The following is a 21,054-nucleotide window of genomic DNA, read 5'->3' on the forward strand; positions in this document are numbered from 1 at the left end:
TCAAATAATATGGTGTTTAGCTTTTAATGGGAAGACTGAAATTAAATTGAGAGCCAACTCCTTCTTCCGATTTCACCCAAATAGTTCCTTTTAGTAATTCAACATATGCTTTGGTAATGGACAAGCCAAGTCCCGAACCCTCAATAGCTTTTGTACTTTCATGATCGACTCGGGTGAATCGTTCAAAGATGGTTTTTTGCACTTTTTTGGGGATTCCTATTCCCGTATCTTTCACAAAGAATTCTAATGAATTTTCCTTTTTTAAGTAGCCAAATGTAATGGTGCCCGAGTTGGTATATTTTATGGCATTATTAATTAAGTTGGTAAGAATCGAATTTAGCATCGCATAATCAGTAAATAAGGAAAAAACTTCTGTTAATGAGCTATTTGTAAGGCTAAGTTTAATTTCTTTTTTATGGGCTTCAGGCAAGAAAAAATTAAGTTGACTTTGCAATAGTTCGTTAATATTTACTTTCGAAATATTTGGTACAACTTGTTTTGTTTCAATTTTCGAAATTTCGATAATTGCATTAATGGTGGCAAGCATCCGCTCTCCACTATCCGTAATTATTCGAATGAATTTCTTTCGCTTTTCGCCACTTAAACTGGGTGTTTTCAACAATTCGGCAAAGCCCAGAATACCATTCATCGGAGTTCTAATTTCGTGACTCATATTGGCTAAAAAGGCGGTTTTTAGTTTCTCGCTTTCCTCTGCTTTTTCTTTGGCTGCAATTAGTTCGTTTTCAATTTTTTTCTGAGCAGTTATATCTACTAACATCGATAAAAAATCGTCACCAAGCGTAATTCCCGATACCAATATTTGTTTCACACTTCCATCTTTACAAGTCATATCGTAAACTTCCGGAACTATATCGGCATTCTTTTTTTTTGATAGTGCCACAGCATCGTTCCAATGCTTAATTACAAATTTTCGATATTTAGGATCGGGAAAAGCCAATTTCCACCACTTTTCCATGGTTGGAATATCAGCATGAGAATATCCAAATACATCTAAAAATTGGTTGTTGATATATTTAATTAGTCCCGTTGTATTGTCGACATGGCTGAGGGGAATTGGAGCTTGCTGAATGAAAGTTTTAAACTGACTTTCACTTTTTATTAAAGCAGCTTGTGCCTCTTTTTGGTCGGTAATGTCGCGATGAACCAGCACAATATGAGTGACCGTTTCGAATTCATCTTTTATTGGATAAACCTTGGTTCGCAGCCAACGACTTCTACTTTTGTAACTTCCTTTTATTTCATTTTCAGGCTTATATAAATGATCCGGTAAATCTAAGGTTTCGCCAGCATAAGCACGTTTAATAAAGTATAACATACCCGTTTTAAGGACCTCCTTACTTTCAAGAATATTATACTTAAAAAGAGTGACTTCTTTAGGTATTTGCCAAAGTTCTTCGTATGCTTTGTTTACAGAAATCTGAAGTCCATCTAAATCATATACCTCTACAATAAAAGGCGATTGCTCCATTAATAATCGGTATTTTTCTTCACTTTGTTTTAGTTGGTCTTCTGCTTTTTTTCTTGCCGATATATCTTGAAAAACGCAATAGGTTTGCTTAAACGAGCCATCGGGATAGCAACCAGTGCAACCTTGCAAGGAGATGTATTTATAATGCCCTTTTTTGTGTCTGATTTTAAAATGAACATCATTTACATAACCGCGAGCTTTAAATTTTGGAAAATTGGTATCAAAAACATGTTGCCACTTAGTGTGAAGAAAGTCTCCGTAATTTTTTCCAATTACTTCCTCTCTTTGGTATCCTAAAAAGTGTAACCATGTTTCATTTACATCAATAATATTACCTTCGGTATTTAGCGAGTGATAGGAGAGAGGAGCATTATCGAAAAGAGTTTTGTATTTTTTTTCACTCTCTTTTAAGGTATAATAAAATTGCAGTCGGTTTATTGTATCTCCAATTCTTCGGCTGATCTCTATAAACAATTTTTTCTCCAACGGAGTCCATTCTCTTGCTTTCGAACACTGATGAATTCCCAATAAATAGTTGGTATTATCGCTGTTAGTGATCGGAATAAGCATTTCTGACTTTATATGTAGCTCCTGAATGTAGGATGGCGTTTTTGCCACATTGGAGTGCACGGATACGTGTACTTCATTTTTTACATAGTTTCTTTTTTCAAAAAGTTCTTGCTGATAACTCTTTGTTAACTTGTTGGTATTACTTATTGAAATGCAAGGTGCTTCATCTTTGGTAATTACAATTGGTGGCAACTGAAATTTTTCCTTTACAGTTAATGAAGAAAGAAAAAAAGCTCGATCGGTCTTAAAAACCTCCTGAACAATAGTAAGAACATCGAAAATCATTTTCTCGATATCTTCAGCAACTATTGTAATTTCATGTATTTTTTCGAGTGTATCGATGTAGGAAAATAGATTATTTTTTGCTTCTATGTGATCTGTGATATCGCGGGAAATACCAAGCACAAATTTATTGCCGTTTTCGTTTAATAAGGAAACACTTACTTCAACCGGAAATGTAGAACCATCTTTGCGTTGGTGGTAGGTGCTTAATTTGTTGTATTTATCGCGTTCCAAAATAGTGAAGTACTCCTGAACCTGTTCGTCACTTTTATGCTCGGTATCTATATCAGAAATGGATAGCTTGAGCAACTCTTCTCTTGTATATCCCAAATTTATGCAAGCCTGTTTGTTTACTTCAATCAATTTTCCATCAAGGTTCGACAAATACATTGCGTCTCCTGAATTTTGGATTAATGAATGAGATATAACGGCGTGCTCTTTTTTGGGGATGTTCATTGCACAGTAGTTTTGGTTGAAGTCTTAGTAATATACAAAAAAATACCTGCGATTATATATCCTTGTTTGTTATTTAGTTACATTCAAAGTAAGGAAGGTACTCCGAATTAGTTGTTTAATTAAAATTATATAAAAAAGGTGCTTGCATTTGATACAAGCACCTTAAAAGAATTATTTATGGTCTAAATTCTATTTATTTTTCACACATCGAATAGTAAGTTTGCTGTCGGGATCTGAATTATCCCAATAACTAACCTGGTCATCCAGATACATAAATACCGGCCAATCATCAGCCTGACTGTTTGGATCTAGCAAATAAAATGCTGCTTCTTCTCCTTCAACGCTGCCATTTATATTGGTTCCGGTTGATAGAGCATTAAAGCCTGTTGAATTGGTTCCATTGCTAAAGGAGGAGGGATTTAATAAGGAATACGTTCCCTTGTTTTCTAAATCAATAGTAGCACATAGTGTTTCGTATTCAGCGATGGTTGGTATGTGCCATCCTGCAGGACAAGCATCATTAATAATTGTTGATTTGTAGAACACTTCGTTGCCAATTTTTGAATAGTTAGTGGAGTTTGTTTGGAAATAGGCTAAATTTTCCGCCATCCAATAGTCATCTCCTATTTTAACTGCAAGATATTCTTTGCTGTCGCGAGTATCCGTAAAGCTTATTGCTCCTGCAATTGAGGTAGTAAAGGTGGCAATATCACTTTTTTCGCTTAGTCCATCGTGCGTAGAAATTACTTGCCAAAAGTAGTTCGTATTTGCATTTAAACTACTCGTGATAGAATAGTTAAAAACTCCATTTGCTTTGGCTATTTTCCCTTTAAATACCGACTGTAAATTAGACTCACTGGTTCCAATTAGGATAGTAAATTCAGGTTTAGTTTCATCTTTATCGGCAGTTTTCCATTCAAAATCCAAAGAATTGGGGTCGATGCCTTTTTGATTTGAAAGGGGTGCAATTAATTCGGGAATACTTGGCGCTATTTTGGCGGTTCCCACTTTAAAAGACCAGATTGGCCCCGAAGTTTGTTTCCCCTTACTATCTTTTGCGATTACTTTCCAATAAATTGTTTGATCCGAACTGACATCTGTTAAATCGTAATAGGTTTTTTTAGTATTCTTAATTTTTGCATTCTCCATCACTTTCGATTTTTCATTCGAAGCGTAAACAGTGTAGGATAAGGCATCTTCTTTATTGTAATCTTTTCCTTCCCACATAAGCTTTATCGATTCATTGTAGTCGATATCTTCTTCATTTGCTGGCGTTGGATCGTAAGGTTTTTCTGGTGCCTGATTAATATACTCTTCGATGGTAAATAATTCAGCATTGTAATTGATTAATTTTTTGCCAAATATTTTCATTTTGGCTCCAGCACTCATGGAAACGCCACCGTAAAGGTCATAGTAAAATCCTGTACTTGTGTTAACACCTGCTCTAACACCGCCATAGATTGGAAATTCGATGTAAGGGGAAAGTTTTTTGTATATTTTGTATTTTAGTTTTGCAGTAACAAAACATTCTGCTTTTACTTCAATTTCTCCGCTTGGTCTAAGTAAAGTAAAGCCGTGATCGAAGTTCCCATATTTATTCCATCCATCGCCTCTTTTATATTTTATTCCTGCGCCAAAAGCAAGCGTATCCGACACGCCAATACTTGCACTAGCAGCAGCCGAAAGACGTGCTCCAATCGATATTTGTAGCACAGGCTCAACAAGAATTGGACAACTTCCACACCAAACTACAATCTTTTTAAATTTTACATTTGCAACATCTGTGGACAAGTCTTTTTTAGTGACTTTGCTAGAGTCTTTTCCGGCTTTAATTTTTACTTCAGCTTTTAATTCTGTAATAATCTTTCCATCGTAACCAATTTCAAATTTCCGAAGTTTAAATCGTTTAATTTTTAGTTTGGTGCGAATATCCGAAAGTAAGGATACCGATCCATTAAAATCTATGTTAAGAATGTCTTTGTCATCTTTAAGCTCAGCATCAATGGTAAAGGACAAGCCTTTTTTAGTAGAATTCGATTTCGTATCCGAAAAAATTAGTTGACTACCTTCTGTTAGCATTTCAACTTCACTTACATTGGCATTTTCTAATGGAGTGTCGTACCAAAAATCGGCTTCTTCAATGGCTTCTTCCAAGCTTGCTTCCGAGGTGGACAAAAGTAGTTCATCTCCCTGTTGTTCAATGCTTTCAATTTTAAGAAGATATCCTCCGTCATTTTCATTTACAATAATATCTCCTTCATTTAATTGGAGAAGAGCATTTGCCGAAGTTTTTAGCTTCATAGTTTGTTTCACCGTATCAATCTCGCTTACAGACGAAGACCATTCTTCGGAGCTTATTGTTTTTGTAGTTTCCGGAATAATTGGATCGTAAATAACGCCATCATCATCGGTGTTAATTTGATCATTAATAACTTCGTCCTCGGAACATGACGATAGGAAGACAAGTACTATTAGGAATAAGGTGTATATTTTATTCATCGATTATTTTTTTTGATTGGAACGATTTATTGGATGTATTGAATTTGAATGTGTAAGCTTCGGATTTCGTCATTTTGAAGACTATCCTTTACTCCAATTACACCATAACTATTCGATAAAGTATCTTTCTCAACAAAAACGAAGTATTGTAGTTCATTCAATTCTTTAAAAATAGCATAGCCATTTTGGTCGGTTAGCAAAGAATCTATTTTGTTGGTTCTTTCGTCCCAATCATCGCGATTGTTATAAAGTGAGATGCTTGCCTCAGCAATGGCATTGTCGTTTGCATCTGTCACGAATATTTCTAATTCGGGGGAATTTGAAATGTGCTCTGTTTTTGTGCAGGAGCCTAAAAGCAGTACGAAGGCAATTAGTAAAAAGTAGTTTTTCATAGATTTTTTAGATGTAAGGATTTATTAAGTTTCGATTGTTTGTGGAAATGAAGTACGAAGAAATAATAAAGCTTAAAAAAATAGATAGTGGAATCGATAAATTTTCGGAAATAGGGGTACTACATATCTACGTCAAAACGATTAAGTTGCAGATAGTCAATCGTTCTGAATAAGGGTGGTTTTGTTTGATTTTAATGATATACGGAAAAGGTCGTTCTCCAATTGGAAGGAAAAAGAGGGGATTTAAAAGAATTCCCCTTTATAAATGTGAGATATTGTTAATATTCTAAGGCGACTTCTTTTTTATCGATTACTCGAAAAGCACCTTCTGCAAGAGCTTCCATTTCGTTTTCTCCCGGATAAACAAAGAAGTTCGTTAAGCTGTCAACATATTCTTTCAAATCGGAAATAAAGCGATCCGAATAGGCAATGCCACCAGTTATGATAATTCCATTCGCCTTGCATTTTAGGGCAACATGGTAAGCTCCAATTTCTTTTGCGATTTGATACACAAAAGCATCGTAAATCAGTTGTGCTTTATCGTTTCCAGAATCAATTAACTTAAAAACATCCCGTAAATCATCCACTCCCAAATAGCCTTTTAAGCCACTGTTTTTGCTGAGCAAACTTTCCACCTCTTTTCTTGGCATAGAATAGCACAAATCAATTACTCCTCGGCTTGGTAAAGCTCCAGCTCGGTTGGGAGAGAAGGGACCCATTCCCATTAAAGCATCATTCACATCAACAATTTTGCCACCATCAACAGCAGCTATCGAAATCCCACCACCCAAATGGGCAATTACATATTTGGCTTCATCAAAATTGATGTTTTGTTGCTTTGCGATCTTGCGAGCAGTCATTTTCATGTTTAAAGGATGCCCTCTTCGGTTGCGTTTAATACCTGGTACACCGGATATTACAGCTTTTTCTGCAATATTTCCGGCCGAAACAGGATCAACCGTAAAACTTTCCTGTAAATTAAAATGTTTGGCCAGCTTATTCGCGAGCATACTGCCTAAATTCGAAGCGTGATCGCCATATTTGCCCGTTTTTGCATCATCAAGGAAACTGTTATTGATTTTATAAGTTCCCCCTTCGAGAGGTTTAACAATTCCGCCACGGCCAACAATTCCTACTACAATTACTTTCATTTTTGAAAGCATATCGTTCAAAGCTGCTTTTACTATTTTGTATCGATAATCAAATTGATCGGTAACTTTATGAAATGGCTCCAGTTCTTTTTGCGAATGGCGTATAATATGTTCAGATACAAGCCCTGATCTATTGTATAGTGCTACTTTTGTAGATGTTGATCCTGGGTTGATTACTACAACAATTTCGTTGGTTTTCATAGGTGTGATACTTGGAATTACTTAATTATTTTGAAAGATAGGTAACTGAGTTGGCATTCTTCCTGAATTTCTTTTTTCATTGTTTTAGCGGATTGGTTCCTGATACAAATATCAGACTTGTTGGAGCTAATGGCAACAGAAATAGACAGATTTTTTGTTTTGAATTGCTTTTGTCTTCGAAGGCGATAAAAATTGAAATACTTACATAATTACAAAGTTTGCATGTAATTGTAAAAGGCTTTGGTGGCCTTATCTTATAAAAAAAGATATCTTTGTACGGTATTAATCCGAAAGATACTTTCGTTATGGACAGAGAATCATTAATTGAAAAATATAATGTACCAGTACCTCGGTACACAAGTTATCCAACGGTTCCTTTTTGGGGAAAAGAGCGTCCCGAAGTGGCCGATTGGCTGAAGGTGGTAAAACGAACTTTTGATGAATCGAATACTTCGAAAGGAATTAGTATTTACGTTCATTTGCCTTATTGCGAAAAGCTTTGTACCTACTGTGCCTGCACAAAAGTGATTACTCGTAATCATGGGTTAGAAGATCAATATATTGATGCTTTACTGCAGGAGTGGCAAATTTATTTGGATACTTTTCAGGAGCAGCCAATTATTCGGGAACTTCATTTGGGAGGAGGAACGCCAACTTTTTTTAATCCTGAAAATTTAAAAAAATTAATCAATGGCTTGAAAAGGAATGCAAAATTGCATCCTAAACATGAGTTTAGCTTCGAAGGCCATCCAAACAACACCACTCGTGAGCATTTGCAGGCTCTGTACGAAGTAGGATTTCGAAGAGTGAGCTATGGAGTTCAGGATTTCGATCCCGAAGTGCAACGGGTAATTAATCGTCCGCAAAGTTTCGAAACCGTTAAGGAAGTGACTTTAGCGGCCCGCGAAATTGGTTACCATTCGGTGAATTTCGATTTAATTTACGGCTTGCCTAAGCAGAAATTGAGTTCGGTGAGAGATACCTTTGAAAAGGTAGCGGAGCTGAAACCCGATCGGATTGCTTACTATTCCTACGCTCATGTACCCTGGAAAACCAAAGGACAGCGAATTTTTACCGATGCTGATATTCCAGATAGTGCTGCAAAACGTGCTTTGTACGATCTTGGAAAGGAGAAATTGGCAGAACTAGGCTACAGCGATGTAGGGATGGATCATTTTTCTTTGCCTCACGATGAATTGTATCTTGCCCGAGAAGCCAAGCGACTGCATCGTAATTTTATGGGATACAACACTTCGCATACCGAATTGTTAGTTGGTTTGGGAGCTTCGTCGATTTCGGATGCAAAATATGCTTATGCACAAAATGTAAAGCTGATTAAGGACTACGAGGCGGCTTCGATGAAGAAGCAGTTCGATTTGGAGAAGGGCTACTTCTTAAGCGATGAGGATGTGATCGTGAAGCGTGCGATATTGGATATTACTTGTCGAAGAGAATTGTTTTTTACCGACGATTTAAAAGCTTATTTGCCGGCAACAATTAAAGAGGAACTGCAAGTATTGGCCGATGAGGGAATTATTACATGGAGCGATGAAAAATTAGTGGTTACCGATTTAGGAATGATCTTTCTGAGAAATATTGCCAAGCTCTTCGATAACAAACTGCGTGCGGCGAAAAGTGGTGAAGACAACATGTTTTCGAAGTCGATATAAACTTGCCTAAAATAGAAAAATCCGGTAATCGATTCGACTGCCGGATTTTTTTATGCTTTTACCTTACGGTGATATGAATGCATTTTGTTTGGCCCTCTAAAAGAACGTAACATTTGCCTTCCTCCTGCATTTTTATTAAAACGCGCAGGAGTACGTTACGAAGGCGATAGGAGTATACCGGTTCACTTTTACCTCTCTCAAAATAACGTGTTTGCGAAATATCAAAAGTGCGACCGTAATAATGCGACGATTTATTTGGGGTAGCGTTTACATTGCTTTTTCGCAGCGATTTTTGGTCTGCAATGGTGCGTAATATCGATGTAACTGAAAAACGATATTTTCTCATTCCTAATTCCTCTAGTTGGTCGCAAAACTCTTCGCCCAATACTTCTAAAAATTCTACTGCAGGTTCTTGCAGGTAAGGAAGTGAATTGGTTAAATGTGGTATTTCGTAGTATTCGTTATCGCTTATTTCTTCCAGATCATAACGGTCTCCAAAATCGTCGGGATCTTTTGTATACTCGTCTTTGGAGGCTAAAGGTTTTTCGAGGCCTTTTGCCTGAGCAAGCTCAAGATGGTAGGAGTTGTTGTAGCGACGCAAGGCACTATTTTCCTCTTTGCTAAGAACAGGAACAGAGACTTTGGCTTCGGTTTTGCCTTTTGGGCCTAGGTTTAGAACGATAATTAGTACCGCTATAAATAGCACAAAAAGGATGAACGCTTTACGAACTTTGGGTTTTAATTTTCTTTTAGCCATCTTAAAAATTTACGCACACAAAAGTAAAAAAACCAAATTGTAATCATTTACCAACTGCCTTTTATTTTGTGACATAAATTCGATTCAATTAACAATTGTGTTATGGGATGGTAAACGGTCTTGTTGGGTTTCAAGTAAATTAGTTCGCTTGGCAATCGTTTTTTTCTGTTCATCAATATATTTTAAAATATTTTCGAACCCTTCTAAATGGTTATTTTCGCTATAATTTTCTAACCAGTAGTTTATTTTCAATCCAGTCACCATTTCATATTCTAAGCGAACAAATCCAAATTTTTCTGAGAAGTAGCTAGTTAATTTCGATTCTCCAATTTTCGACTCAGCAATACTTTCAATCATATAGCAATCTATTTCTCCAAAACCGGTATTAAGCTTTGTCTTTTTTGTGATTTTGTAATTATAAAATAAAGATAATTTTTTGCTCCAAACTCCCCATTTCTCATTACTCCAGTGCTCATTAACAGTCATTTTTTCTCTCCATTCTTTTCCGATTTCAATAGGAAGTTTTACATAAGGAAACGGACATGTTTCTAAAGCAGCAAAAATTGCAGAACGAGGTGGGTGTAACCATATATTGTTTTCATTTTCTACAACTCCTGTTCCACTAATAAATGAAAAATCAGGAGCATATAAATATTTAATTTCTGTCTGATTTCTATTTGTTCTGTCTGATTTTTTGAGTTTAGGAATTATGAGGTGTATTTTAGAAGCAATTGTGTCGTTACTTTTTTTAATAAGTTCAAATTTGTTGTTTGGCAGTCCAGCAATATAGTTCAGTTTATATTCGGTATTGTTTTCAATTATCACATAATCATATACAAAAACATTTCCAATCTTATAGATATCATTATTACTGTCAATATTTCTTTTCTCAATGTCTAGGGTTTTAAATCCTTGCGAAAAACATAAATCACCCATAAAAAAGAGTATTAAAAATAGAATAGTCCTTGTCATTTGTGTTGTATATAAATTTTTAGTTTTTATAAATTGAGTTTTCCTATTTATTTGCTCATCCGCATCTATGGAAATTACGGTTTTGTTGTAGCACGTTATCTTTCTATTTTCCAAATAACATTGATAGTTTTGTTTATCTTTATTTTCTTTGGATTGATATCAATTTTAATTGTTTCTTCAGGCTGATCTTCATCAACAATACAAAAAACAACATCATCCTCAGGTGTTAAGATGTCAAAATCTCCCGCAGAATATCCGAAATTGATTTCTTTTATTTCTAAAAGTTTTATATTCAATTTTTTTGCAATGATAGAAGCCTTTACTTGTGCATCATTTATTGCAAGTTCTATTGATTTTTCAAGTGTCTTTGATTTTTGTTCTTCACTTAACCCAAAGTTAACATTGTAACCAAAATTAAATACTTCATCTTTCAATGTATTAATCACAACACTTAGTTTCTCCAGAGAATACGTCATCTCAATTTTCATAGAAACAGAACCTTGAAAACCATCCGGAATTCGACCTTCTCTTGTCCATTTAGTTTTCTCACCTATACTTAAATCATCTGTTTTTATATTTGATTTCTTTATTCCATTTTTGATTAAACGCTGTTTCAACTCTTTATGTATTTGAGCAAGCTTAAAAGAGCAATTCTCATAAAGAGAATCAGAAACTTGGATAGGAATATTCACATACATAATTTCAGGAATTTGATATAAAATCGCATTTCCTTTTACTTTCAAAACATTCTCTTTTGCTTGAGCTAAGCAAGTTAAACTCAAAGCTAAAATTATAAATGTCAATATACTCTTTCTCATAGTTTGTTATTTTTTAGTTTGTTGGATTAGAATATATTAATGTATTCTCCAGTCTTACTCTATTTTTTGACTCTACTTAGTTATTGAGATAAAATTGATTTACCATAGTAGGTTCCTTTTCTAAAAATTCCTCAAGCTAGACTATTCTCCGTAAAACAGCAATTCTGCCATCGGTTCTGTCAACTCACACTGCTTATTGGGCAGTTTCTGCCACACGAAGGCTTAGTTGTTGTGGTCTGGATTTTTAATTCTAAAATCATGTCAATACAACAAACGAGTTAGTAATAAAATGCATTAAAACCGCATATTGAAATCCAAATTTAAGTCGCACATATCCATTGAAAACACCCGCAATAGTCTGAGGAATTGTTAATGTAAACATGTATATAGATAATTCTCCTGGATAATGTATTATACCAAAAACAGCCGCAACAGAATAAAATAGAAATCCAAATTTATTTTTATAAACATATAATAAAGCATTCTTAACTCTCTTTATCTTTAAAATTAATAACGTAACTATAAACAAACTAACTCCTGTTACAATATGAGATGTTATATATTTAATATCATAATTTCCTAGATAAAAATCTACTTTTGCAAGAAGTTTTACGAGTAAATAAAAAAACGAGATGGAGAACGCCAAGTATAGATTATTAAATTTTAGAGGAAGTCTAAAAATTACTTCTTCAATAAATGGGGCCAAAATTGCAGCAAGAAAGAAAATCTGATAAGTATTAAAGCTGTTAAGCGCAAGCGCTTTCCCTATGTTTTCAACATCAGGAGGCATAATATTTAATTTGGTTAGAATAAGATTGCTAAACACTAATAGAACTAATCCTGTAATTGCAGAAGTCATTGTTAAACAAATTACTATCAAAATTCTTTTTATATGTATTCCTTTCTTTGAATTAAATTCTATTCTTTGCGAATTTGGATTGATTAAAAATTTTAAAAAATCTGCAAATATTATTTTTATCATTATATTTTATTAATCATTTATAGTGTTACGTATATGATTTAGTGATGATTGTTGTAGCGAATTTCTGTTTGAAAGAATCAAGAAATTATATCGAACCACCATAGGTTTTATTACATTGTGTGTGCCTTGAATGGTAAATTTAGTAAAAGTTCTTTTATGTAGTTAAATATTATGAAAGAAAGTCCAGAGGGTGTAAGTCCCTTATGCACTAGGGTGACTCCTGGAAGCATTAGTCCCGAAATTTGAGAGCAAGGTGGTTGGGCTACGGCGACGCACTCTCGAATACTTTACTATAAAATTATTTTACGAGTCATTGCTCAGAGTCCAATTTTGAGAATGACTATTACGATTGAAAGGTTGAAGAAACGAGGTTATGAATCTATGCTCGACATTTACAAACAAATCACGCCTGTTAGACGTGATTCTTTATTCCCCATAACTTAATCCCGATCACTCGGGACCGTATACAGCCTGTCCCGATTTTTATCGGGAAGACCCGCTTGGTTTATGCGGCGCCTGCGAAGTATCTGGTGGTGTGAAAGCCTCTCCCTGCTAGTGATTACTAGTGGGGCGGGCTATTCAATTACAAAACGTTACTTTTTTCTCAATCTACCTAGTATACTATTGTCTAATATATTCCATTTAACTTGTCCTTTTTCTATTTTGAGTTTTTTTCTGCTATTTCCCAAGGCTCCTGAATTCTGTTGTATTATTTCAATAGAACCATCACTCACCTCTGTTATAATGGCAACGTGACCATATTTATTGAATATGTTACTGTCAAAAATAATTATATCATTAATCTCAGGTCTTTTTATACTAGGATTACTAAATTGTATTAAATCACGTTTTTTATTTAATTCATTGTCTTTTAGTGTTTTGTCATAAAAATCTTTGGCATGACCATAGCTGTCTGGCATTTCATGTTTTAAATATTCTAAATAATACCTTTTAACAAATTCTACGCATTGATATTTTAATCCGATATTATAACCAGTTTTTGAAATATTACGACCACTATCATTATTGACCCCACCATTATGATAGACTATTATTCCATTAAAACTATCTATTTCTTCACCAATATGGTATTTCCGATTTAAGTTCAAGTTTTTTAAAAGCCAAAAGGATAATATTCCTAATATGAATAACGAAATTATAGTATACTGAAATTTAATGTTAAGCATATTTTAATGTAAATTTTTACTTTTTGATTTATAAAAATAAATACTTAGTATTAAAACTGTTAAGCAAGTGATTATAGGTACTGTAGAGTTTTTCAATGAATAATATAGTATATCCGAACTAGAAAATGTTGACCAGCATGCATATCTGTAAGTAAACTCATTTTTATTAATAAAAAACCAGAAAATACATAAAGATACAGCAATGATATAAAGCTTAAAACTTGATTTTAATAATAGAATAAAAAAGATAACTAAAAATTGAATACCCATAAATTTAAAAATTGCCTCTATAACACCACTTTTAGCGTCAATGCAAGATAATCCATCAGGAAGAAACCAATACATTTGTAATGCGCCAAATATGGCACACAGTAAGCTAATTGTTAATGCATTTTTAATTTTTTCTTTATACATTTTATTGAGGTTTATAAGTTTCATAACTACTTGAAATTCCTTTAGGAAAGTCTCCAGCTTTTACTGGTAAATATGCGCCTTTTGAATTCCAAATAGCTCCATCAATTTTCTTCTCTGTAGATATATATGTAGTAAACAAACTCATATCATTTGGGTCATCAACAAATACATCTTTTATGTCTGTCTTTAGGTTTTCCACAAATGATTCTCCTTTATTATTATCTGAAATATATGTGTCTCTATGATTTTGAGTCCCCCAAGTATCTTCATATAAAGACCTTTTCATATATGCGTGAACTATAATTTGACTGTGATTTGACATTTTTTGAGCTAAACTATTTGATTTTAATGGGTTATTTACAATTTCAGAGGAAACACCGATGCCTGTTCTGCAAGCATAAGAGTATAAATGAGATTGATTATTTTTTAGAAAAACATTCTCATTTATTTCACTAAAAATTTTGTTGTCTAATTCCTGTTTACTAGCATTTTTTCCATCAAGACCAAAAGCAATTACACCTTCATTAGTTTTATCTCTTACATAACCATGAGCAAAAATTTTAATTTCAGATATTTTTTTAGACTCTCGATATTTACTCTCCTTGTTAATTTTTATAGAACCTCCATTAATGAAATTAATTAGCTCTTCTACATTATTAATTTGTATAACTCTTGCTTTTTCGTTGTAAGAATGTATTGCCTTAGAAAAGGCATCTAATTGATTTTTGGTGTACCCATCTTTAAAAATAAGTATTTCTAGATAAGGGTATTCATTTAAGTTTTCTCTAACCTCCCTAACAGCTTGTGCTGGAAACATTAATTTATTTGCAGAATTCGCTGAGTGTTGTTCTGTTCCAACGATTATGATCGTTTCTTTAATAATTATATTAATTATCACACTAACACTTTCTGCAGGACTTGCCACATAAGCATATATCCTTATTTTCTCAGCTTTCTTTGCTTTGTATTTAAAACAAACTACACCTTCTTTATCTAAATAAGGATTCTCACCTTTTTTATATTCTAAGTCAGTTATTTCTCCATCATCAATTTTTTCCGCCCACCAAATATGTTTTATTGGTGACATCGTAGATTTTTGAAATTCTGTAGCCTTAAAAATGTATTCTTGACCTTCTATCATTTCTTCAACAAGTTTTCCTTGTTCATTAAATGGTCCTTCTACTTTTTTCACTAAAGGCTTTGGCATTTTCAATGAAGTACTTTTACATGTTTTATCATTCTTGGGCTCTCCATTTATGCTTACTGTAATTGTCAGTTTACTAAACTCTTCCTTCTTCCTTGGCGGGTTTTCTTTTTCCCGCATTTGAATCGTATTATCACTCATGATTAATTATTTGCAGTCTGTTTTAATGTTTTATACCGCGTGTGGCCTTGAATGGTAAATTTAATAAAAGTTCTTTTATAATGTTAAGTTTTATAAAAGAAAGTCCAGAGGGTGTAAGTCCCTTATGCACTAGGGTGACTACTGGAAGCATTAGTCCCGAAATTTGAGAGCAAGGTGGTTGGGCTACGGCGACGCCCTCTCGAATACTTTACTATAAAATTATTTTACGAGTCATTGCTCAGAGTCCAATTTTGAGAACGACCATTACACTTGAAAGGTTGAAGAAGCGAGGTTATGAATCGATGCTCGACATTTACAAACAAATCACGCCTGTTAGACGTGATTCTTTATTCCCCATAACTTAATCCCGATCACTCGGGACCGTATACAGCCTGTCCCGTTTTTACGGGACAAGGCTGTGAGAAGTTAGGGGTGGAATTCCCCTAGCTTACTCGACTGTGCTTTCGTGCTTATTTTACTATAGCTGATAAATCAGTAAGGAAGTCAATATTATCAACTAATGAATTTAAGCTTTTTTGAGTGACTTTTTTATTGTCAACATCAATATCAAATTTATCAGGAGAAATATCGCTAAATGTTACTTTTCCTACGACTGTATCATTTTGAATCATTCTTAAACCTGAACATTGCCAAGTAATTGTAAATTCTTTATCATCCAATGAATAAGCATATATTGATGTAATTTCATCAAATTTATCAAAGAATTCAAATTCTTCTGAAGGCATGAAATCATAGTTTAATGAATGGTGGGAAATTTCTTTAATGATTCCTTTTTTACCATTGTCTAGAGTTATTATATCATCTATTTTGAAAGGACATAATAGCACAGCTTGTTCGTTAAGTAGACCATCTAATTTTTTGCGAATTGGCTTTACGTCCTCAAGAATTATCTTTTTTAATCTAGCTCTAGTTTCTTGAATTTCATTTATATTCTCACACATAACTCTTTATTATTTCGATTGTTTTCTTAAGCCAATTACTGCACTTGAAATATCTTGTTCAGCCTTATCATTACTCCATTCTTCCCAAAACTTAATTGTTGCACTTTGAGGTTTAATTGTCGGTTCATCTATTATTACTCTTGTAGGTAAAAGCGATGAGTCTCCAACGATTAATGCTTCTCCAATATCGAGAATTGGTAGAACATCAGTTAAACCTGAAAGGTTATCTGGAAGAAGTCTTTTTATAACAGCTTGGTCTTCTGCATTGGATAACCTCAATGAAATAAAGTTATTACATTGACTGAGGACAGTTCTGTTTACTTCTGCAGGTCGTTGGCTGATAACAATTAAACTAACTCCATATTTTCTACCTTCCTTGGCAATCCTTTCAAAATTCTTTAGTCCTAGTTCCGAAGCGGAATCTTGGCTTGTTCTTTCAGGAATGTATAAATGTGCTTCATCACATAATAAGCAAATTGGGTGTCTTTTTTCATTTGTAGTCCATTGTTGAACTGTAAAAATTAATCTTGCAACTAATCCAATAACTAATGGTAAAACGTCAGAAGGAACCTCTGAAAAATCAATGACCTTTACCCCAGCTTTCTTTTCATTATTACTGGTACCGTGCATTAAAGAATTACATAATTTATTCATCCAATCAATTTCAAGTTCATCATCTGAAATTTGAAACATAAAACCAAGTCTCTTGTCTTGTCTTTTTGCTTCCAAACGCTGAATAAATCTTGTCATTTTCCCATTAAATGGCCCTTGTTTTTCTGAATTAGCTCTTGCTCCTTCAACCATTTCATTATCTAAACGAATAATTTCGGCTAAGACATTTTCCATTTTATATGGAATTGGACTGTCAATTGTGATACTGTCTTTAAATGTAGTATCTCCTATACTTTCTAAGAACTTAACTTTTTCACTAAAAACTGTTTTGGAAAAAATCATTGCTTGATTAGGTGCATTACTGTCACTTCTATCTAATAACATTGCTAACATCTCTTCATAGGTCAGAAGCCAGTATGGAAGCATTAAAATATTATTTTCAAGATTTCCCTTTTTTCCTAAATCTGATGGATTCGCAATTTTTAGATGTTGAATTCCATCAGCTTTAAAACCTTCTCCACTATATTCTCCATGAATGTCAAATAATATTGAATTAGCCATTGGGAGTTTTGCAATCTGCTCAACTAATTTTGCAACACACCAAGATTTTCCTGAACCAGTACTACCAACAATTACCGCATGTCTTTGAAAGAGTTTGTCTCCATCTAAAAATGCTTCTGCATTTTCATCAATTGAGTATTTACCCAAAGAAAGTGGCACTGCATAATTTTCTTGTGAAGATATGGTACGCATAAATTTTGTAATGTTTTCTCCGTCTATAGGAAAACAATTTGCCTCAATTTCTGGTACTGTATCTAAAGTGCGTTTAAATACATTTTCTTTTTCTCCGTGTTTGTCAATTAAAGTTCCAATTAAATTTACTTTTACAATATTCTCTGTTAGCAAGAAATTAGATATTCCTAAATCTTCAGTTACAGGATTTTCGTCATCCGAAACTTTTCTTGTAATTCGGTTTATTATACCAATTAAGTGTTGTCCTGCTTTTGAGCTTTTTACTGCAATTAAATGATTTACTTGAAGTTTACGAAGTTTGTCTAATTCGTCAACTTTTACAATAATTGTGGCAGTATCAACGCTAAAAACAGTGCCGATTGTTGCCGATTCTTCAAATGTAAATATTGCCATAACGTTGTTTTACGATATTATTAATTTTAAGTATTCGCCCAATTCCCAATAGCAAGTGTCTTCAATTATAACCTCTCCAAATTTAGAAGAAAAAAATCTTGTGTCTTTTGAATTTGCTTCTTCAATAAGCATATAGTTATGACATTTATTGTCGATTATTGATTGTTTTGTTTTTGAAGTAAGTTCTTTCGTTATTACAATAATTGGCTTATTATTTTTGATTTGTGTAATTAATTTTGGTTGCACATGAATATCATTGAATCCATATCCAATACATAGGAATCCATTAGCTTGTTCAATTTCGGAGTCAGCTTGTGTGAATATAGTTCGGTAGGGTTCGTTATGTGTTTCTGAATATTTACTTAAACCAGGCGTAACTATTAAAGGACGATAATCTTGGGGAATATTTTGTCTATTTGGTAATTGAATAATATCATCTTCTTTTGATTTAAACCAATCTAACGAGCCATGAACCTTCCAAATATTTACTTGTCCCTTATATCCTTTTAAAGAAGCTAAATTGTTTGATTGTATACTATTAGAAAAATGCCCTATAAGGTTTTGAGAATATCCAGTACAAATAATTGCCTTAGCTATACTTGACGCATATTCAGCCAATCTATCATAGTTTGTCGTAATTATTGAAGCCTTTTTACCTGCTGTATTTAAAAAATATTTTAGAAGATTTGCTAAAGGGAAATCAACATCTTTTTTAATGAAATGTTCGTAAGCTTCTAAATCTGCTTGGCTCACTAAACCCCATGTTTTATTTACAATTTCAGCAAGTACATTTGGTCTTAGTTGAAGTTTTGTAAGTGTTGATTCTAAATCACCAGTTTTATCAAACTCTACTATAAATTCTTCGAATTGCGTTTGGTCATTTGACTCAACAAAATTAATTGAGTTTTTTATATGTTCTCCTAAAACCCACATTGAAGGAAGCCTAAAAGGAACAGAAGCTCCACTTCCAAGAATTATCAGCGGAATATTATTTGTCCAAGCTTGGAGTTGTTTATATATAGCTTCTTTTTCCATTCAATGTTTTTCGTTAGTTCTCTGGTTTATTTTTGCATGAAGCACAACGTATGGCGGTATGAAATGTTGGGGATTGCGGGCTACTTTCCTGTCCAGTTACACCGAACTTGATGCGTGGCAGAATGTTTGAATAACCACCTAAACCCCAATGTTTTATACCGCGTGTTGTGTGTAGTTATTCTCTACGATTTCTTTTAGTATTTCAAACCTTCTAATGCGATTACTTTTTCTTTGAGTCCCTTCCTGGCATAATGCATAATACTCACTAATTAATTCTAAATAACTCGGATTTAATTTACTCTTAATGGTTTCAAGGTCTGAATATGAATTAACAAAATGCTTATATCTTTCAATAATTTGACTAGAAATTGCACTTGATTGTCTACATACATAATAAGCTAAATTAAATAGTGTGTAAAAGTGAACTTTTTTTGATATAAACTTAGATACTTTTTCATCTCCGTTTACAATGAGATTAACACAATCTACTATTTCAAAAAATAAACTCTTATCATCTTCGTATTCTTCATATTCTTCATTGAACGTATCATAAGCTTTATTTATAGAAGTCTGCGTTACTTCTTCCTCTATTCCAAACCGTATAAATAGTAAAAGACTGCTTATAAACTCAATGTCTTTCATTCTACGGTACTCACTACCAGTAAACAACCCAATACTTTCCCACAAATCTATTTTAGAAAGCTCATTAGATAATCTTAAGAAAAGACCATTGTATTCAGCATTTCTTAATTCCTGAGGATTTAATGTTGTATTTGTACTATTCAGCCTTAAAAACATATTTACAATATCCTCTCTATGAACTTCTACCTTAATAAATCTTACTGAAATTGGATATTTCCATATTATATTTCGTTCATCTTCAGTCAGAGAAGAAAATGATTTATTTGCATAAAGAGCATCTTTATTGTCTAGATAGCTTGATTTTAAAGTGAACTTTTCATTAATAAAATCAAAAATTGAACCCAATCGTTGTTGTCCATCAATAATGCTTAATTCTGTATTACCGGTAACACTGTCTGTTGCCTGCTCCCATAAATAGATTTCCGGAATTGCATACCCCATTAGAATCGTTTCTATCAGTTTAGCTTGATTTTTAACCGTCCAGATATATTGTCTTTGAAATGAGTTATCAACTGATAATAGTTCTTCCTTAATTTGGTCAGTTAACCATTTAACCGTTTTTCTTTCGATGTATATATTGTCAATTACAGCCATAATTCTATGTTGTTATAAATTTTTCTTTAAGTTCTTGAATGCCCTTTAAGTGATAAAGTTCTACCGCCTCCCAAGACTCATATATCCTGTAGTTTATTTCGTGTTTGATACCAAATAATGTCTGATAATCCTTATTGAATTTATCTATTTTACCAATCCATTCTTTAAAAAATGGATGAATTGGCTTAGGGTTCTTGATGGAAACAAATTTCCTAAAAATACTACTTGATACAAAGGGGTAACCGAAATTTACCTTCTCATTAAATAGTTCAAGATAAGCTTCCCAAAATTTGTGAAAGAATTTACTTGAAACTATAATTAAGTCAATATCAGACACTTTTTTAGGATTCTCGTGTTCAACACAGAATTCTCGAAAATCTTTTTCAGGATTCATACTAAAACCAACTTTGCCACTCCCAACAATACTTATATTATTGAAATTAACATCTAAACTTTGAGATACAAACCTTTTAAAATTATCATAAGCACTAGAAGGATTCTTCATTTTTAGAAAATCAGAGAAATACCAAACATTATTCCCTTGTAAATAATCTAGAAATATATCTTTCGATTCCTTTTGTTTTAAATCCTCTATGAAGTTTTCTTTTGTCATTTAATTATTGTCTTGCTAATTTCTTAAGCTTGATGCTAATTTTAATTACACACAACGGCAGTCTGTCTAAAAACTCAACAAACTGCTCAAATAAGTGTTAAATATAGCTGTTTTAAGGATACATAAAAATTGATATTGCTTTTATTTTCTGACAGAAACCAAGTTCTTATTTTGGCTAATTTCAACCCTAAGAGCTCCATTAATTCAAGAAAGTAAGATAATAGCTGTTTTGCCCATTTTATCAGGGCTTTTATGCCAACAATAT

Annotated in this window: 17 protein-coding genes; 1 reads left to right on the forward strand and 16 read right to left on the reverse strand. The window is 33.3% G+C overall.

Annotated elements, in window-relative coordinates; all coding sequences use genetic code 11:
- Positions 1-16 precede the first annotated feature (16 nt).
- The 4 genes from BZG02_RS18990 to buk all read right to left on the reverse strand — a co-directional run bounded on the left by BZG02_RS18990 (position 17) and on the right by buk (position 7,040).
- A complete protein-coding gene (locus BZG02_RS18990; protein ID WP_101263329.1) occupies positions 17-2,797 on the reverse strand; it encodes a PAS domain S-box protein in 2,781 nt (926 codons plus the stop codon).
- Positions 2,798-2,986: 189 nt separating this feature from the next.
- The gene (locus tag BZG02_RS18995) at positions 2,987-5,296 is read right to left on the reverse strand and encodes an FISUMP domain-containing protein (protein WP_101263330.1); all 2,310 of its coding nucleotides are present in this window, start codon (positions 5,294-5,296) and stop codon (positions 2,987-2,989) included.
- 26 nt (positions 5,297-5,322) lie between these two features.
- Positions 5,323-5,688: a peptidase associated/transthyretin-like domain-containing protein gene (locus tag BZG02_RS19000; protein ID WP_101263331.1), complete on the reverse strand. Its 366-nt coding sequence runs from the start codon at positions 5,686-5,688 to the stop codon at positions 5,323-5,325.
- A 278-nt stretch (positions 5,689-5,966) separates the two neighbouring features.
- On the reverse strand, positions 5,967-7,040 hold the full coding sequence (gene buk, locus BZG02_RS19005; RefSeq protein ID WP_101263332.1) for a butyrate kinase: 1,074 nt from the start codon (positions 7,038-7,040) through the stop codon (positions 5,967-5,969).
- A gap of 305 nt (positions 7,041-7,345) precedes the next feature.
- On the opposite strand from buk, the gene hemN reads away from it, so the two are divergent.
- Entirely contained in the window at positions 7,346-8,710 is a 1,365-nt protein-coding gene (hemN, locus tag BZG02_RS19010; protein ID WP_101263333.1) for an oxygen-independent coproporphyrinogen III oxidase, read from the forward strand.
- 58 nt (positions 8,711-8,768) lie between these two features.
- Here the strand turns inward: hemN and BZG02_RS19015 are convergent, their stop codons facing one another.
- From BZG02_RS19015 to BZG02_RS19070, 12 genes are all read right to left on the reverse strand, one after another.
- A complete protein-coding gene (locus BZG02_RS19015; RefSeq protein WP_101263334.1) occupies positions 8,769-9,467 on the reverse strand; it encodes a DUF5715 family protein in 699 nt (232 codons plus the stop codon).
- 84 nt (positions 9,468-9,551) lie between these two features.
- Complete coding sequence (locus tag BZG02_RS19020) at positions 9,552-10,553, reverse strand: hypothetical protein (RefSeq protein WP_143470521.1); 1,002 nt, start codon at positions 10,551-10,553, stop codon at positions 9,552-9,554.
- Positions 10,535-11,257 carry an SIMPL domain-containing protein gene (locus tag BZG02_RS19025; RefSeq protein WP_101263336.1) on the reverse strand — a complete coding sequence of 241 codons (723 nt, stop codon included), beginning with the start codon at positions 11,255-11,257 and terminating at the stop codon, positions 10,535-10,537. The genes BZG02_RS19020 and BZG02_RS19025 overlap by 19 nt, the downstream gene beginning before the upstream one ends.
- A gap of 256 nt (positions 11,258-11,513) precedes the next feature.
- Complete coding sequence (locus tag BZG02_RS19030) at positions 11,514-12,239, reverse strand: CPBP family glutamic-type intramembrane protease (protein WP_101263337.1); 726 nt, start codon at positions 12,237-12,239, stop codon at positions 11,514-11,516.
- A 593-nt stretch (positions 12,240-12,832) separates the two neighbouring features.
- Positions 12,833-13,426, reverse strand: coding sequence for a CHAP domain-containing protein (locus tag BZG02_RS19035; protein WP_101263338.1), 594 nt, complete (start codon positions 13,424-13,426; stop codon positions 12,833-12,835).
- 3 nt (positions 13,427-13,429) lie between these two features.
- Positions 13,430-13,840: a hypothetical protein gene (locus tag BZG02_RS19040; protein ID WP_143470522.1), complete on the reverse strand. Its 411-nt coding sequence runs from the start codon at positions 13,838-13,840 to the stop codon at positions 13,430-13,432.
- A gap of 1 nt (position 13,841) precedes the next feature.
- Positions 13,842-15,185, reverse strand: coding sequence for a hypothetical protein (locus BZG02_RS19045; protein ID WP_101263340.1), 1,344 nt, complete (start codon positions 15,183-15,185; stop codon positions 13,842-13,844).
- A 470-nt stretch (positions 15,186-15,655) separates the two neighbouring features.
- Positions 15,656-16,147 (reverse strand): hypothetical protein, encoded by a 492-nt coding sequence (locus BZG02_RS19050; protein WP_101263341.1) that lies wholly within the window; start codon positions 16,145-16,147, stop codon positions 15,656-15,658.
- Between the two features lie 9 nt (positions 16,148-16,156).
- The gene (locus BZG02_RS19055) at positions 16,157-17,905 is read right to left on the reverse strand and encodes an ATP-binding protein (protein ID WP_101263342.1); all 1,749 of its coding nucleotides are present in this window, start codon (positions 17,903-17,905) and stop codon (positions 16,157-16,159) included.
- A gap of 9 nt (positions 17,906-17,914) precedes the next feature.
- Positions 17,915-18,940, reverse strand: a complete 1,026-nt coding sequence (locus tag BZG02_RS19060; RefSeq protein ID WP_101263343.1) for an SIR2 family protein — start codon at positions 18,938-18,940, stop codon at positions 17,915-17,917.
- Between the two features lie 153 nt (positions 18,941-19,093).
- Positions 19,094-20,176 carry a DUF262 domain-containing protein gene (locus tag BZG02_RS19065; protein ID WP_101263344.1) on the reverse strand — a complete coding sequence of 361 codons (1,083 nt, stop codon included), beginning with the start codon at positions 20,174-20,176 and terminating at the stop codon, positions 19,094-19,096.
- 4 nt (positions 20,177-20,180) lie between these two features.
- On the reverse strand, positions 20,181-20,789 hold the full coding sequence (locus tag BZG02_RS19070; RefSeq protein WP_101263345.1) for a hypothetical protein: 609 nt from the start codon (positions 20,787-20,789) through the stop codon (positions 20,181-20,183).
- Positions 20,790-21,054 lie beyond the last annotated feature (265 nt).

This window comes from Labilibaculum filiforme (assembly GCF_002843315.1).
Taxonomy (GTDB): Bacteria; Bacteroidota; Bacteroidia; order Bacteroidales; family Marinifilaceae; genus Labilibaculum; species Labilibaculum filiforme.

Coding starts and splice junctions, on each gene's coding strand:
- BZG02_RS18995 (WP_101263330.1), bottom strand. CDS start 5,296: ATGAATAAAATATACACCTTATTCCTAATAGTACTTGTCTTCCTATCG.
- BZG02_RS18990 (WP_101263329.1), bottom strand. CDS start 2,797: ATGAACATCCCCAAAAAAGAGCACGCCGTTATATCTCATTCATTAATC.
- BZG02_RS19045 (WP_101263340.1), bottom strand. CDS start 15,185: ATGAGTGATAATACGATTCAAATGCGGGAAAAAGAAAACCCGCCAAGG.
- BZG02_RS19060 (WP_101263343.1), bottom strand. CDS start 18,940: ATGGAAAAAGAAGCTATATATAAACAACTCCAAGCTTGGACAAATAAT.
- BZG02_RS19025 (WP_101263336.1), bottom strand. CDS start 11,257: ATGAGAAAGAGTATATTGACATTTATAATTTTAGCTTTGAGTTTAACT.
- BZG02_RS19040 (WP_143470522.1), bottom strand. CDS start 13,840: ATGTATAAAGAAAAAATTAAAAATGCATTAACAATTAGCTTACTGTGT.
- BZG02_RS19035 (WP_101263338.1), bottom strand. CDS start 13,426: ATGCTTAACATTAAATTTCAGTATACTATAATTTCGTTATTCATATTA.
- buk (WP_101263332.1), bottom strand. CDS start 7,040: ATGAAAACCAACGAAATTGTTGTAGTAATCAACCCAGGATCAACATCT.
- BZG02_RS19070 (WP_101263345.1), bottom strand. CDS start 20,789: ATGACAAAAGAAAACTTCATAGAGGATTTAAAACAAAAGGAATCGAAA.
- BZG02_RS19000 (WP_101263331.1), bottom strand. CDS start 5,688: ATGAAAAACTACTTTTTACTAATTGCCTTCGTACTGCTTTTAGGCTCC.
- BZG02_RS19055 (WP_101263342.1), bottom strand. CDS start 17,905: ATGGCAATATTTACATTTGAAGAATCGGCAACAATCGGCACTGTTTTT.
- BZG02_RS19065 (WP_101263344.1), bottom strand. CDS start 20,176: ATGGCTGTAATTGACAATATATACATCGAAAGAAAAACGGTTAAATGG.
- BZG02_RS19050 (WP_101263341.1), bottom strand. CDS start 16,147: ATGTGTGAGAATATAAATGAAATTCAAGAAACTAGAGCTAGATTAAAA.
- BZG02_RS19030 (WP_101263337.1), bottom strand. CDS start 12,239: ATGATAAAAATAATATTTGCAGATTTTTTAAAATTTTTAATCAATCCA.
- hemN (WP_101263333.1), top strand. CDS start 7,346: ATGGACAGAGAATCATTAATTGAAAAATATAATGTACCAGTACCTCGG.
- BZG02_RS19015 (WP_101263334.1), bottom strand. CDS start 9,467: ATGGCTAAAAGAAAATTAAAACCCAAAGTTCGTAAAGCGTTCATCCTT.